Source organism: Pseudoalteromonas sp. 31A1, from assembly GCF_011378815.1.
GTDB lineage: Bacteria > Pseudomonadota > Gammaproteobacteria > Enterobacterales > Alteromonadaceae > Pseudoalteromonas > Pseudoalteromonas arctica.
Genome location: NZ_WTKY01000038.1, coordinates 1 through 15,414 on the forward strand (window position 1 = coordinate 1; position 15,414 = coordinate 15,414).

Annotated in this window: 11 protein-coding genes and 2 tRNA genes; 12 read left to right on the top strand and 1 reads right to left on the bottom strand. The window is 40.1% G+C overall.

Translation table 11 applies throughout. From position 1 onward, the window contains the following. Positions 1 to 11 precede the first annotated feature (11 nt). The 11 genes from GQR52_RS19670 to nth all read left to right on the top strand — a co-directional run bounded on the left by GQR52_RS19670 (position 12) and on the right by nth (position 9,823). Positions 12 to 88 (top strand) — tRNA-Asn (locus tag GQR52_RS19670). A 29-nt stretch (positions 89 to 117) separates the two neighbouring features. Continuing rightward, positions 118 to 194, top strand: a tRNA-Asn gene (locus tag GQR52_RS19675). Between the two features lie 148 nt (positions 195 to 342). Continuing rightward, a complete protein-coding gene (locus GQR52_RS19680; RefSeq protein ID WP_024592352.1) occupies positions 343 to 2,286 on the top strand; it encodes a GGDEF domain-containing protein in 1,944 nt (647 codons plus the stop codon). 15 nt (positions 2,287 to 2,301) lie between these two features. Continuing rightward, positions 2,302 to 3,120: a transporter substrate-binding domain-containing protein gene (locus GQR52_RS19685; protein ID WP_165729532.1), complete on the top strand. Its 819-nt coding sequence runs from the start codon at positions 2,302 to 2,304 to the stop codon at positions 3,118 to 3,120. 81 nt (positions 3,121 to 3,201) lie between these two features. Further along, entirely contained in the window at positions 3,202 to 3,783 is a 582-nt protein-coding gene (gene rsxA / locus GQR52_RS19690) for an electron transport complex subunit RsxA (protein WP_008172491.1), read from the top strand. A 1-nt stretch (position 3,784) separates the two neighbouring features. Further along, positions 3,785 to 4,339: an electron transport complex subunit RsxB gene (gene rsxB, locus GQR52_RS19695; protein ID WP_007585357.1), complete on the top strand. Its 555-nt coding sequence runs from the start codon at positions 3,785 to 3,787 to the stop codon at positions 4,337 to 4,339. Between the two features lie 8 nt (positions 4,340 to 4,347). Next, positions 4,348 to 6,753, top strand: a complete 2,406-nt coding sequence (rsxC, locus tag GQR52_RS19700) for an electron transport complex subunit RsxC (RefSeq protein WP_165729533.1) — start codon at positions 4,348 to 4,350, stop codon at positions 6,751 to 6,753. Beyond that, positions 6,750 to 7,808: an electron transport complex subunit RsxD gene (gene rsxD / locus GQR52_RS19705; RefSeq protein WP_165729534.1), complete on the top strand. Its 1,059-nt coding sequence runs from the start codon at positions 6,750 to 6,752 to the stop codon at positions 7,806 to 7,808. The genes rsxC and rsxD overlap by 4 nt, the downstream gene beginning before the upstream one ends. Next, on the top strand, positions 7,805 to 8,446 hold the full coding sequence (rsxG, locus tag GQR52_RS19710) for an electron transport complex subunit RsxG (RefSeq protein WP_165729535.1): 642 nt from the start codon (positions 7,805 to 7,807) through the stop codon (positions 8,444 to 8,446). The genes rsxD and rsxG overlap by 4 nt, the downstream gene beginning before the upstream one ends. After that, positions 8,443 to 9,141 carry an electron transport complex subunit E gene (locus tag GQR52_RS19715; protein WP_165729536.1) on the top strand — a complete coding sequence of 233 codons (699 nt, stop codon included), beginning with the start codon at positions 8,443 to 8,445 and terminating at the stop codon, positions 9,139 to 9,141. The genes rsxG and GQR52_RS19715 overlap by 4 nt, the downstream gene beginning before the upstream one ends. A gap of 49 nt (positions 9,142 to 9,190) precedes the next feature. After that, entirely contained in the window at positions 9,191 to 9,823 is a 633-nt protein-coding gene (gene nth / locus GQR52_RS19720) for an endonuclease III (protein ID WP_165721424.1), read from the top strand. Positions 9,824 to 9,995: 172 nt separating this feature from the next. Here the strand turns inward: nth and GQR52_RS19725 are convergent, their stop codons facing one another. Beyond that, complete coding sequence (locus GQR52_RS19725) at positions 9,996 to 12,614, bottom strand: AAA family ATPase (protein WP_165729537.1); 2,619 nt, start codon at positions 12,612 to 12,614, stop codon at positions 9,996 to 9,998. A gap of 728 nt (positions 12,615 to 13,342) precedes the next feature. Between GQR52_RS19725 and GQR52_RS19730 the strand changes: the two genes are divergently transcribed. After that, positions 13,343 to 15,253, top strand: a complete 1,911-nt coding sequence (locus GQR52_RS19730; protein ID WP_165729538.1) for an aminotransferase class V-fold PLP-dependent enzyme — start codon at positions 13,343 to 13,345, stop codon at positions 15,251 to 15,253. Positions 15,254 to 15,414 lie beyond the last annotated feature (161 nt).

The following is a 15,414-nucleotide window of genomic DNA, read 5'->3' on the forward strand; positions in this document are numbered from 1 at the left end:
TATGATGTAGTTCCCCCTTAGCTCAGTTGGTTAGAGCGACGGACTGTTAATCCGCAGGTCCCCCGTTCGAGTCGGGGAGGGGGAGCCAAATCATCATAATAATATCACTACTTTAGTTCCCCCTTAGCTCAGTTGGTTAGAGCGACGGACTGTTAATCCGCAGGTCCCCCGTTCGAGTCGGGGAGGGGGAGCCAATTCTAAGAATTTCATAGACATCTCAAGCTAATTCCACTACTCTTCCTTATATAACTAAAGCATTAGTTTATTCCTTAATGCGCTGTACTTAGTTTATTAATCAAGGACTTGATTCCTTCCCTTTTGAATTATTAAAAGACTGAAAACATGGCTGGATTTAAAAAACTTATTTTTATACAAATTATCTCTTGGTTATTGTGTGTTGCAGCAGGAAGCTACTTCATATCTATAAGCTTTGATACTGCGGTAAGTGATGCACAAAAAAGTGCGCAAACTACTGTTACTAAGTATATTAATGACCTTTCTTTAGACGATATTTCTGCTCAAAATTTAAAACAATCAATTGCAGATGGTAAAACGTTTTCAAGCTTCACTCTAAGAGATTACCAAGGGGCTGAAATATTTAGTATTAACCCCCCTACTCAATTACCAATGTTTGCTGATTTTGTACTCTCTAACTTTAACTCAGTGCGCCCTCAATTTGCTGTAAATGACGCCTCAGATATAAAAGTTGAATTTGTACTTAACATTGAGCATTTAGCGTCGCAGCTACAAACCTCCCTTTTTATTGTTATTTTGATTTCTGCCATTTTAGTTATTATTCCAATAATTCTAATGAAATCTATTTTTTACCATTTAAATAAAAACATAAGTACAACAGTTGCTGACATTATCGATATTTATATCAATCAAAACCAAGTTGATAATGATTTAGAAACAGCACTAGATGGCACTCGATTGAAAAAAATGGGAAAAGATTTAGTACCTAGCTTTAATCGATTATCACATTTCTTAAAAAACAAAAACGAAGACATACAAAGCGCTGCTATGACTATTAAGCATGAAGCGTACAAAGATGTAATTACCTCGCTTGGTAATCGTAATATGTTTGTTGAGTACTACGAAAAAAATATTGAAAACACTGAGCAAAGTACATTTGGCTCTTTAGCTATGGTTCGTTGTAGCGAACTACAAGCTATAAACCAAAGCCGTGGTTATCAAAAAGGTGATGAGTACGTAAAAGGCGTTGCCGATATTATTAAGCACATAAGCGGCACTTACACTGGCAGCCAAATATTTAGATTAAACAGCTCTGACTTTGCTGTCGTACTACCCCACATTCCTTTAAAAGAAGCTGAGCGCTTTGGTGAAAACCTGCAATCGCGCTTCACGCAGTACCAACAAAACCAAGAGTTAAGCTCGGTAGCTAATACAGGTATTGTAGGTTACGAAAAAGGTAAGCCGTTAGGCGAATTGCTTTCTGTTGTTGATAACGCAATGAGCATGGCGCAATCAAAACAAGTAAACGCATGGCACGTACAACGCGAAACCGATTTAGTTAATAACGTAAGTGCGGGTTTTGGTAATCAAAACTGGCGTAAGGTTATTAAAGAAGTTATTGAATCTAAGCGTGTGCATTTGGTAATGCAAAACATTATGCCGCTTGGTAAAAGCATAAAAGCCTACGCTGAAGTACAAGTTCGATTTAAAACAGAAGACAATCAAGTACTGCCTACCGCTTCTTTTTTAGCGATGGCCGAAAAGCTTGATATGGCAATAGAAATTGATCGCCTGATCATAGACTCTTCTCTTGAAAAGGTTAAAAGCCGTAATTTATCTGAAAAGTTTTTTGGTTTAAACGTGACAGCTTCTAGTGCACACAACGATCAGTTTGTAATTTGGCTAGAGCGCCGATTATTGAAAGATACGCATATTGCATCTAAACTAGTATTTGAAGTAAGCGAGTTTGGTTTACAGCAAAACATCAAGGCTAGTAAGCGCTTTATCGACATGGTTCACCGTGTTGGCGCACGCGTTACAGTTGAACGTTTTGGTGTTGGCTTAACTTCGTTTAAGTTTTTCCGAGATTTAAAACCTGACTTTATTAAAATGGACGCAAGTTATACTCGCGGCCTCGAAGACGATAAAAACAATCAGTACTTTATGCGCTTAATGGTCGATTTAGCCCACCGCATTGGTGTTAGTGTATTTGCTGAGGGCGTTGAGAGCCAAGAAGAAAAGCACATTATAGAAACGTTGTGTTTAGATGGCGTTCAAGGTTATTACATAGAAAAACCTAAAGACATATAGTCTATTGGAGGCATCATGAAAAGAGTAATTACCTTTATTATACTTTTTATTATGCCTTTGAGTTTGTACGCAAACGCCCCGCAAAAAGAATTAGTTTTTAGCACTCATAACTATCCTCCATTTTCATTTGTTGATGAACACGATAATGCCGCTGGCCCCTTTGTTGATATACTTACCTTAGCGTGTAAACGCCTCAATTATAAATGTGAGTTTGTCAGCGTACCAAATCGTCGCTCTAAGCTCATGTTAAAAAACCTGCAAGCTCAAGGAAACTTTCCTATGGGCTGGAATCTTGACCGCAACGAATGGCTTTATTTTTCGATCCCGCTTATGAAAATGCAATATGGCTTTTTTCAACCTGAGGGTGCTAAAAAAACCATCAAAAGCCTCAATGATCTACAAAAAATGCAAATTGCTGTTTTTGGCCCTTCAAATGCATCTTTTCAACTAATCAAAATACAGCAACAAATGATTAAAGACGGATTGAGGGAATTTGATATTGTTTTACTCACCGATGCCAATGGCACGGGTGTAAAAATGATAGAAAACAATCGTATAGATGGGTACTTTGCCAATACTTTACAAGCACGCGCTAGGCTAAAACAATTTAACTTACATCATGTTAATTTGGCCTTTTTACAAAGCGAATCCCCCTATTTTATTGGTTTTAATAAAATTCAATTATCTCCTGAACAAATTGCCCTATTTAATAAAGCACTATTAGATTTATACCAAGAACACGATCAATTTAAAGATATTTTAAAGCCATATAATATCGATCCTATTCTAATTACACCTGAAATCTTAAGTCGCTTTAATATCATTACTGATTGAGTCGTTTATTTGCTTCTCATGTGTTGTTAATCGATAAAGAAAAAAGGATAATACCCACGTTTATTATAGCGTGAGGCACACATGACAGAATATGTCTTGTTATTGATTGGAACCGTTCTGGTTAATAACTTTGTATTAGTACAATTTTTAGGCTTATGTCCGTTTATGGGCGTATCAGGTAAGCTTGATACGGCGATTGGTATGTCTTTGGCAACCACGTTTGTGCTTACCCTTGCCTCTGTAACTAGCTATTTAGTTAATCAATATATTTTAATCCCTCTGGATATCGCCTTTTTACGCACCATGAGCTTTATTTTAGTGATTGCCGTTGTAGTGCAATTTACCGAAATGGTTGTGCGTAAAACAAGCCCTACTCTATATCGTTTATTAGGCATATTTTTACCGCTGATCACCACTAACTGTGCGGTATTAGGTGTGGCTTTATTAAATATCAAAGAAGATCATTCGTTTTTACAATCTGCAGTGTATGGTTTTGGTGCTGCGGTTGGTTTTTCTTTAGTGCTTGTATTATTTGCAGCACTACGAGAACGTTTAGCAGCTGCTGACGTTCCTACGCCTTTTAAAGGCGCCTCTATTGCAATGATCACTGCAGGCTTAATGTCGATGGCGTTTATGGGTTTTACTGGATTAGTGAAGTTTTAATATGACCTTGTTTTATGCCTTGATAGCGATTGGTTCGCTAGCACTCATTTTTGGACTTATTTTAGGGTTTGCAGCAATTCGCTTTCGCGTTGAAGGTAACCCTATTGTTGAGCAAATTGATACTATTTTGCCGCAAACTCAATGCGGACAATGTGGCTACCCGGGTTGTCGCCCTTACGCCGAAGCCATAGCCAATGGCGATGAAATAAATAAATGCCCACCGGGCGGCGAATCAACCATGAAAAAGCTTGCCGGCTTAATGGGTGTTGATGAAAAACCACTTGCCGGTGGCGAGCAAGCAGAACCTATAAAAACAGTGGCTTATATTCGCGAAGATGAATGTATTGGCTGTACCAAATGTATTCAAGCCTGCCCGGTTGACGCCATTTTGGGCGCAACTCGTCAAATGCACACTGTATTAATTGATGAATGTACTGGCTGTGATTTATGTGTTGAGCCTTGCCCTGTAGATTGCATTGATATGCTACCTGTAGCCGAAACTAAACAAAACTGGAAATGGCAGCTAGATGCTATTCCTGTTACACAAATAGATTAGAGGTTTGAGTGGACAAGTTACTTGAACAAATAAAAAAAGGCACCGTGTGGGCATTTCCTGGCGGCATACACCCACCACAACAAAAATCACTCTCTAATAGTGCGAGTATCACTCGCCTACCGTTGCCCGACAAACTCATTGTTGCGCTTAAGCAACACATAGGCGCAAACGGTAAGTTACTTGTAGAAAAAGGCCAACACGTCTTAAAAGGCCAACCACTTACAGCGCCTGCTGCTAACTGGTCGGTACCTGTGCATGCTCCAAGCTCTGGTGTGGTTACTGATATTGCACCTATGCCATCAGCACATCCATCGGCCCTACCTGAACTAAGTGTTATTATTGAACCAGACGGCAAAGACGAATGGGTAGCTCTAAATAAAAATAAAAATCCTGCTGAGCTTAGTCATGATGAGCTGATAAATATTATTCACCAAGCCGGTATTAGCGGTATGGGTGGTGCTGGTTTTCCTACTTATGTAAAAGCAGATACCAAGCAACCTATCGAATTTTTGATTGTAAATGCTGTTGAGTGCGAACCTTATATTACTGCCGATGACGTTTTAATGCGCGAACACGCTAAAGAAGTTATCCAAGGCATTGAAATAATGCAGCAACTTTTAAACCCAACACTGTGCATTGTGGGTATAGAAGATAACAAGCCTGAAGCTATTGCAGCAATGAAGCAAGCAGCTGAGCATAACTCAAAAATCATTATTCAAACGGTGCCAACTATTTACCCATCTGGCGGTGAAAAGCAATTAATTAAATTACTTACCAACCGTGAAGTTCCCAGCATTGGTATTCCTGCCGATATTGGTATTTTAGTGCATAACACCGGGACTTTGTTTGCCGTACAACAAGCCGTTTATGAAGGTAAACCACTCATTGAACGTATAGTTACCGTAACAGGTAACACTATACATAATCCAGGGAATGTATGGGCACTACTTGGCACTGAAATAAAGCACTTGCTTGATTGCCAAGGTTTCTCGCCTGTACCGCAGCAAAGTGTTGTGATGGGCGGCCCAATGATGGGCTTTACGCTACCCACAGTACGTATTGGCATAGTTAAAACAACTAACTGTATTTTAGCGCCTGATCATAAAGAGCTAGCGGAGCCCGGCCCTGAAAAAGCCTGTATACGTTGTAGCGCCTGTGCCGATGCCTGCCCTGCTTCTTTATTACCACAGCAATTGCAGTGGTTTGCTAAATCAAAAGAGTACGACAAGCTACAAGAACACAATTTATTTGATTGTATTGAATGTGGTGCTTGTGCATATGTGTGCCCAAGCGAAATTCCACTTGTACAATACTATCGCGTGGCTAAAGTTGAAATTAAAGAACAACAAGCTGAAAAAATTAAAGCCGATAGAGCAAAAGAGCGCTTTGACGCAAGAAAAGAGCGCCTAGAGCGTGAGCAAGAAGAACGTAAAAACCGTCATAAGCGTAAACCTGCCGCTAAATCAGACGACGAAAAGCAAAAAGTAGCTGATGCCCTCGCCCGAGTTAAGAACAAATCAGATAACGGCGGTGAAAAATCAGCGGTTGCAGCTGCAATTGCTCGTGCTAAAGCTAAAAAGCAACAAGGCGAAGAACTAGAGCCTGATAACAGCGAAGTAGCAAAAGAGCGCGCACTTCGTAAAGAACAAGCTCGACAATACAAAGAACAAAAATCTCAAACAGAGGTATCAACCGATACTGCACCCGTTGATGATAAAAAAGCAGCAGTAGCGGCAGCCATTGCACGCGCTAAAGCTAAAAAAGCGGCACAAGCAGTGAGTGAAGAGCCACAAAACGATGCCCCAGTTGATGATAAAAAAGCAGCAGTAGCGGCAGCCATTGCGCGTGCTAAAGCTAAAAAAGCGGCACAAGCAAGTGAAGAGCCACAAAGCGATACCCCAGTTGATGACAAAAAAGCAGCGGTTGCAGCGGCCATTGCGCGCGCTAAAGCAAAAAAAGCGGCACAAGCATTAGAAGATACCGAACAAACCGTAAGTGAAGAGCCACAAAGCGATGCCCCAGTTGATGATAAAAAAGCAGCGGTAGCGGCGGCCATTGCTCGTGCAAAAGCTAAAAAAGCAGCTAAAGCATTAGAAGAAGCCGAGCAAACCGTAAGTGAAAAACCACAAAGCGCGGCCCCTGTTGATGATAAAAAAGCAGCGGTAGCGGCGGCCATTGCGCGCGCAAAAGCCAAAAAAGCGGCTAAAGCACTTGCACAAGCCGAGCAAACTCAAGAGCTACAAATTGATAGTGCTGCACCAAAGAGTGCAGACAATAATACCGATGACTCATCCAATTCAGCTGAAGCAGATAAACCTAAATCAGCCGACGATAAGAAAAAAGCCGCCGTGGCCGCAGCAATTGCGAGAGCAAAAGCTAAAAAGTTACAAAAAGAAGGAAATAATCAGTCATGAAATTAACCATGGCCAGTTCGCCGCATAATCACAGCCATAAATCGTTAACGCGATTAATGCTTAGCGTTATTGCTGCGTGTATTCCTGGGCTAATTGCTCAAGTTTTCTTTTTTGGAACCGGTGTGCTTATTCAACTGGTGCTCGCGCTCGTTGCTGTAAGCGTATTTGAAGCTGCCATAATGCTAATGCGAAAGCGCCCTGTTTGGCCTGCACTGAGTGATGGCAGTGCATGGCTTACTGGCGTGTTATTGGCATTGAGTATTCCGCCCCTTGCGCCTTGGTGGATAATCGTGATTGGCTGTTTATTTTCTATTGTTATAGTTAAACAGCTTTATGGCGGCCTTGGGTTTAATTTATTTAATCCAGCAATGGCTGCTTATGTACTGCTGTTAGTATCGTTCCCTGTACAAATGACCGCATGGTTGCCTGTCACTGATTTAATAAATACGCCAATAAGCTTTACTGATCAACTAAGACTCATATTTACCGATTTTACGGCCTCTGGGTTCAGCCTAGATCAAGTACGTGCAGGGATTGATGGCCTAACAATGGCAACACCGCTGGATACTGTTAAAACAGACATAGTACACGGTTTAACCGTTACCGAAAGCATGCAAAAGCCATTATTTAACGAATGGGCTGGCCTTGGCTGGGTGTGGGTTAACTTAGGCTTTTTGGTGGGTGGTTTATACTTATTAAAAGCAAAAATAATTAACTGGCATATTCCTGTAAGTTTTATCGCAAGTTTAGCTGTATGTAGTGCTATTGGTTATATCGCATCACCTGGTACAGAGCCGGGCACCCTATTTCACTTATTAAGTGGTGCCACTATGATGGGGGCCTTTTTTATAGCAACCGATCCGGTATCTGCAGCAACAACTAACAAAGGGCGCTTAATATATGGCGCACTAATTGGCTTACTGGTTTATTTAATTCGTACCTTTGGTGGTTTTCCTGATGCCATCGCATTTAGCGTATTATTGATTAATATTGCAGTGCCGCTAATAGACTACTACACACAGCCACGTACTTATGGCCATGGAGCAGTAAAATGATCATTTCGTCAATGGCTAAAAATGGTGCTATTTTAACTGCGTTTGCATTAGCAACAACAGGCTTAGTTGCCTCTATCAATGCACTTACTGCCGATAAAATTGCAGAGCAAGAACAACTGCAACTTACTGCGCAACTACAAGAAGTGCTCGACCCAAAATCATACGACAATCAATTATCACAAGATTGCGTAATTATTACTGACGAAAAGCTAGGCCCACAAGCAAACCAAGTAATTTACCGTGCTCGTAAAAACAATAAACCAGTCGCTGTTGTTATTAGGCATGTTACGCCAAACGGCTACAGTGGCGATATTAACTTATTAACAGCGGTATTGAGCGACGGCACTATTGCTGGCGTGCGTACGACTAAACACGAAGAAACCCCTGGTTTAGGCGACAAAGTAGAAGTTAAAAAATCACTTTGGATCACAACATTTAAAAGCTTAACGGTTGAAGGCGAAGAAGACGCTCGCTGGGCTGTAAAAAAAGATGGCGGCCAGTTTGATCAATTTACAGGCGCGACCATAACGCCACGTGCTGTTGTGGGCTCTGTTAAAAATGCCGTATTGTTCGCACAAACTAATTTTGATGATATTTTTGCAGCACCTAATGGCGAATGTATGGAGGTAGCTAAATGAGTGAGTTAAAAACATTATACAAAGAAGGTGTATGGGTAAATAACCCTGCCCTTGTACAGCTTTTAGGTTTATGTCCACTGCTTGCCGTTACCTCAACTGTAACAAATGCCTTAGGTTTAGGCTTAGCTACTTTATTGGTACTCATAGGCTCAAACGTGACTGTATCGGTTGTACGTAACTGGGTGCCAAAAGATATTCGCATACCTGTATTTGTAATGATCATCGCGGGCTTTGTAACAATAGTTCAATTACTTATGAATGCTTATACCTTTGGTTTATATCAATCATTGGGAATTTTTATTCCGTTGATTGTAACTAACTGCGCCATTATTGGCCGCGCCGAAGCATACGCCTCTAAAAACCCTGTTCATTTATCAGCATTTGACGGCTTAATGATGGGCTTAGGCTTTATGGCTGTACTGTTAGTATTAGGTACTATGCGCGAACTAATCGGCCAAGGTACGCTTTTTGACGGTGCCGACTTATTACTTGGCCCATGGGCACAGAGCTTGCGCATAGAAGTATTTAACTTTGATAACCAATTTTTACTCGCAATTTTACCACCGGGTGCCTTTTTAGGTCTTGGACTACTTATTGCTGCTAAAAACGTAATTGACGCACAAATAAAATCAAAGCAAATTGCACCGCCAGAGGCTGAAAAAGGCCCTCGAGCACGTGTGACCAGCTTAACTTAAGGGGAAAACGTATTAGAGCAACAATTAGCACTAATACGTTTTAAGTTGCATGAATAAAGAAAAACGTCACCAAATACTGTCGCGCCTGCGCGACGATAACCCGCACCCAGTTACAGAGCTTGAATATTCAAGCCCGTTTGAGTTACTAGTAGCAGTAACACTCTCAGCGCAAGCAACCGATGTAGGCGTTAATAAAGCCACTCGAAAGTTGTTCCCTGTTGCTAATACACCGCAAGCCATTTTAGACTTAGGCCACGACACACTGCGTGATTATATAAAAACCATTGGCTTATTTAATTCTAAAGCTGCCAACGTGTACAAAATGTGCCAAATTTTGGTGGATGAACATAACAGCATCGTGCCAGAAAATCGTGAAGCCCTAGAAGCCCTACCAGGCGTTGGCCGTAAAACCGCTAATGTTGTACTCAACACAGCCTTTGGCTGGCCTGTAATAGCCGTGGATACACATATATTTCGTGTTTCTAATCGTACTAAGCTTGCCATGGGTAAAGATGTTGTCGCTGTAGAACAAAAGCTTGAAAAGGTTGTACCAAAAGAATTCAAAGTAGACGTGCATCATTGGTTAATTCTTCACGGGCGCTATACCTGCGTAGCACGTAAACCAAAGTGCGGCAGCTGTATTATTGAAGACTTATGTGAGTTTAAAGAAAAAACAGAGTAACTACAGGCAGCCTTGAGCGATCTACGGACGGTCAAATTTTTATTTTCGATGGGCAGCTTCTCACTCATAGCTGCCGTTGATGTTTTGCTTCTACAGATAAATATTATATTTGAAATGTGAGTTGCCAGCTTCTTCTGTTTGAGAGTAAAGGCTGGCTTAAGGTGCTGTTAAACTATAGCGCCTGATCTAGTAACGCTAATGCTGATACAATGGTATGAACTGAGTTTCGTTCGAACTCGGCTCGGTCTACTTCATCATGAGTGCCTTTGTTCAGATATCGCCATTCTAGAGAGTCACCATTAATACCTAATAATTGTTCAATGGGAGACAAAACATTATGTTTTTCAGCGTCAGTAAAGTCACCTTTTTTAATCTTAGTTTTGAGTTGCTCTGTTAATTGACGTAATCCAATTGGTGCGTTTGCGGCACGTAATTTGATACTTAAATTACCATCACCATGTTTGCTGACATATTGCCATACTCTCCCAGTAGTTAATGACTCTAAAGCTTGGCGAGATTTACCCAGTGCAAATCGTAATTCATTTTTGCGAAAATGCTCTAATGCCCCCTCAATATAGTTTCTTGGGGCGCATTTGAAATCAACTTGAATATGTGGCTCATCAATACGGGGCAAGAAAGCTAACCGCTGACTACTTTTAATTTGTTCCACCGACAATTGATTTTGGATATCTTTAAAAAACTCCTCCCCATGACACGTCAAAATAATTTGTTTTTCATCAAAGTAATCATCTTCAAATAGCGTGCGTCTGATGGATTGACGATGATCATCATCAATGGCATTAACCGGGTCATCAAAGATAAGAAGAGGACAATCTTCTTTGATATTTTTCGCCAGTAATATTGCCAAGCCAACACAACGAATATGCCCTTCACTTAGTACATGAAGCGCATCAAAATATTTTTGAGGCTCGTTTTGGTAGGAAATTTTTAGCTTCTGGTTTTGTGCTAGCGGTAGCTGAATTGATGCCAATAGCTCTGTTGGCGCATCATTACGGTTGAATGCATTATATAATTTAACAACTTCATCTCCTAAGTTTTCGACTAGAAGTGCAGGTAGCTTTTTGCGATAGGCGTTAAGTAAAGTTACAAACTGCTGGTAGGACTCTCTGATGTCAATATTCTGTTCAACAATAGGCTTTTCTTGTTCGACTTCACCGATGAGTGCTTTATTTGCTTCGTCAAATTCACTAATTAGTTTTTGAGCACCTTTAATTGCGTTGATTGCCGCCCCCTTCGAAGCAGCTAGCTTTTGAGCTTCATTTAAGAAACCTTTTAATCGATTCAATTCTTGTTGCTGAGCTTTCTTATTTTGTTCAATTTGAACACTTTTAGTATCCTGTTTTTCTAGGTAATCTACTTGTGTATCAATATGCTGAATGGCTGATGTGCCATCGCCTAGCGCTGCATGCAAACTTTTCCACCATGCCACATTTAGTTGGGACATATCAGCTAGCTTGAATTGTGCTAACTTGTTATCAGTGGGATAAAAATTTAAACAAGTGGATAATATCTGATGCAATTCTTGAAGCTTTTGAAGCACTGTTTGCTCAAGTTGCCTTATTTTAATTTGCAATTCAGCAAGGTGTTGTAGTTTAGCTAGCTCTTCTCCTGCATGAGTGAAAGGGTTAACGGTAACTTCCGTTAATGGTGTTAAACATGCAGGGCATTTCTCAGGACTAATTTGCTGAACTTGAGTCACAGCTTCAAATAGCTGCTGGAAAGATACTTGTTGGCTTGCATTCGCTAATTCTTCTCTTTTTTGCTTATGGTCGCTTAAACTGTTTACCAACGTTTGTTTGATTGAGGCTAGGTTAGAAGCTGTTAGGTTACTTTTTTGCGGAGCAGGCTTTTGTAGCTCTGCTTCTAATAAAGGTATTTGCCCTTGCCTTTCCTCTGACCCAATAAGCTCAAACATCATTTGTAGTAAAGTACAGCCTTCTCTATAGCGCGTTGCTAGTGAAGTTTCTTCACCCTTTACCTGTTCCACAATGCTTTGATTAAGCTTTATTTGCTGTTCAGCGCCTTGGAGTTGAAGCCTTTTTTCAGAAAGTTTCTTTGCTTTGATACCTTCTACATCAATGTGTTTTCCATCCATTTCAAGAGAGAAGTTTTTTACAAACTCATTAAACGCATCAAGACCAAATAGTGTTGATATTAGCTCAGACTGTTTGGCTGGAGCTTGTGCAGCAATACGCGAAAAGCTATCTATCCGGTTTTTCTCAACAAAGCAAAATCGATAAAGAGCATCATTAGGTTTAATATTGACATCACTCCCTTCAGCATCAATTCCGATCAATTTGGGTGGTGCGAATTTATTTGTATGGGCATTTTTTAAATAAGCTTCAACATCTCTAAAACGTTTACTTTCAGCTTCTGCAACTGAACCTAATAAGGCATATTCTAATGCTTCACAAAAACTAGATTTCCCCGTACCATTTGGCCCAAAGATAAGTACCAGCAGACTATTCAGGTCAAAAGTTTCCTCACGGCTAAATCCCCTAAATGAATCAACCGATAACTCTTTTAGTAGAGTAAAAGATGCAACATCTGACTCAACATCTTCAAGATTAGTTGGAATATCTTGGCTTAAGCTAGCCCATTCTTTTTGAGCAAGCTTTGCGACATGTTTAACTCGTTGTCCCTGATAAGTACTTAGTGGAACAATTTCATCCAGATTTTTTAGTACCAAGTTAGCGAATTTATGAACTGACGCACTAGATGGAGATGAAAGTAAAGTTTGCAGAAAACGTTGAAATTCAGACTGAATCATACTTTCCCTTATATTTGATAAATTGTCAGATTAGGCAGTAAAATCTATACCTAACGACATTGTCCTTATTAAAGTCTAATATCAAAGCTATCAGTTAAAAAAACTTGTGTAAATCAATATGCAACCTAATGTTGATTACTTTGATTTTACACAATTAAAGTCTCTGTATGGAATTGGGTTAAATACTTAGAACGACTAAAGGTTACTCTATAGAATTATATCAATGACCGCTTTAGTGGCATATAAGAATTTCAGCTTATAGTAAAATTGAAATGCAGAATGACCGCAATGGGCTGTGAGTTCAGCCACTCGACAACATAAAATATTGATAATAATTGGCAAGGTATTTTACTGTGTCGTATGGCGTGGCCTCGCCACTTATCCAACCTACGTCAAAAGGTAGATTGGTTAAGCCAAAGGCGCCACCCAACAAAGTTTCAGATTCACGCCTTGAAGGTCAGCAGCTGGCACAAAACTGCCCATCAAATAAGTATGATTTTTATACTTTAGTGGTATAAAACTTAAAGGGAAGTATATTGTCGTTGATAATGATCAAAATCTTTATGCTTACGATGGAAACAGAAAACACATGAATTTCATTGCGCCTCTTATTTGTAGTAGCCAATGAAATAGAACAATTATTAGAACATTATCAAAGTATTAATTTCACAAGTCTCACTCCTTTAGTTATGCTGTTGAGCATTATAAATTTTTATTGCGAAATCCCTATGCTACCTTTACTTCGTATCTTGATAATTGAGCAAGACCCAATCATCTTGCAAGAGCTTTGCGCTAACCTGTCAAAAACGATTCCTAATTTTGAGCGAGTTGATATTGATATCGATATTATTGAACGCCTCGATCTGAAGCAAGCACTGGAATGTGTAAAGGAAGATGGCGATATTCAAGCCGTGGTTCTCAGTTGGGATGTACACAACAAAGTGGGTGAACAAATTTATAGTCGCTTTATCGAAGATTTAAAGGCAATTCGTCTCGAGTTACCAGTTTATGTTATAGGCGATGACACTAAAGGACTGGAAATCATCAACGAATCGGAAGAAATCGAATCCTTCTTTTTTAAAGATGAGGTAATTTCTGACCCTGAAGCCATTTTAGGTTATATGATCAACGACTTCGATGATCGCTCTGAAACGCCATTTTGGACGGCATATCGTCGCTATGTTGGCGAAGCGAACGACTCTTGGCATACACCTGGTCATAGCGGCGGTTCTAGCTTTAGAAACTCTCCTTATATAAACGATTTTTATCAGTTTTACGGTCGCAATGTGTTTGTTGGCGATCTGTCAGTTTCGGTAGACTCACTAGGCTCATTGTCAGACAGCACTAATACCATTGGCCGTGCTCAAGAGTCAGCAGCAGCGACGTTTGAAGTTAAGCACACCTACTTTGTTACAAACGGTTCGTCTACCTCAAACAAAATCATCTTGCAGACACTACTTCGCAAGGGAGATAAAGTCATTGTAGACCGTAATTGCCATAAATCTGTGCACTATGGCATTTTGCAATCAGCTAGTTACCCCATTTATTTGGCGAGTATACTAAATCCAAAATACGGTATTTTCGCGCCACCGTCGTTGGCCGATATTAAGTTGGCAATTGAAAACAATACAGATGCTAAATTATTGGTGCTTACTGGTTGTACTTACGATGGCCTACTTAGCGATCTGAAACAAGTGGTAGATTACGCTCATCAACATGGTATTAAAGTGTTTATAGATGAAGCTTGGTTTGCATATTCTTTGTTTCATCCTAGCTTTCGTCATTATTCAGCAATACATGCTGGGGCTGACTACATTACCCATTCTGCCCATAAAGTGGTATCGGCATTTTCTCAGGCGTCTTATATTCATATTAACGACCCCGATTTTGATGCCGATTTCTTCCGCGATATTTACAGTATCTACGCCAGCACATCGCCTAAATATCAGCTTATTGCGTCTCTCGACGTATGCCAAAAGCAATTAGAGATGGAAGGTTATAAATTACTCAATGCGCTGCTAAATCATGTTGAAGAGTTTAAACAACAAATGGCATCACTCAAGCAAATTAAAGTGCTCGGTAAGGAAGATTTTATGAAAATATTCCCGCACTTTAGTGGCGATAACATGGGTCACGATCCGCTAAAAATCCTTATTGATATTAGTGAACTACCTTATTCATTAAAAGATATTCATAAATACTTATTGGATGAAATTGGCCTTGAGATAGAAAAATACACGCACAGCACCATCTTGGTTTTACTTACGCTTGGTGGCACGCGCTCGAAAATCATTCGTTTGTACAATGCGCTGAAAAAATTAGACAGCGGTAAGGTAAAGCTGTCGAAATCGACGCGCAGAGCCCGCTTACCTGAAAATTTACCCGCTATCGACTTAGCGTGTATTCCAAGTGATGCATTTTATGGCGATCGCGAATCTGTACCTATTAGCAAAAGTAACAACCGCATTTGTGCCGGTTTAGTTACTCCATATCCACCGGGTATTCCGCTTTTGGTACCGGGCCAGCATATTACTAATGATCATGTTGAATATTTGCAAGAGTTGGCAAGCCAAGGATTGACGATTCAAGGCAGTTTCGATGGTGAAATTTATGTTCTTAAGGGCAAGGTTAAAAAGTAAAATACAAAGTGGGATAAATCATTTTATATAGATGTTAACTAATTTTAGTTAAAAAAAAGCAAGCCAGGTGGCTAATGCCAGTCAGTTAAGCTGACTGGCATTTTTCTTTTTATGGGGATACTTAGATGGTTTTGGCTTAACCCATCGGGGATATCGTCTAT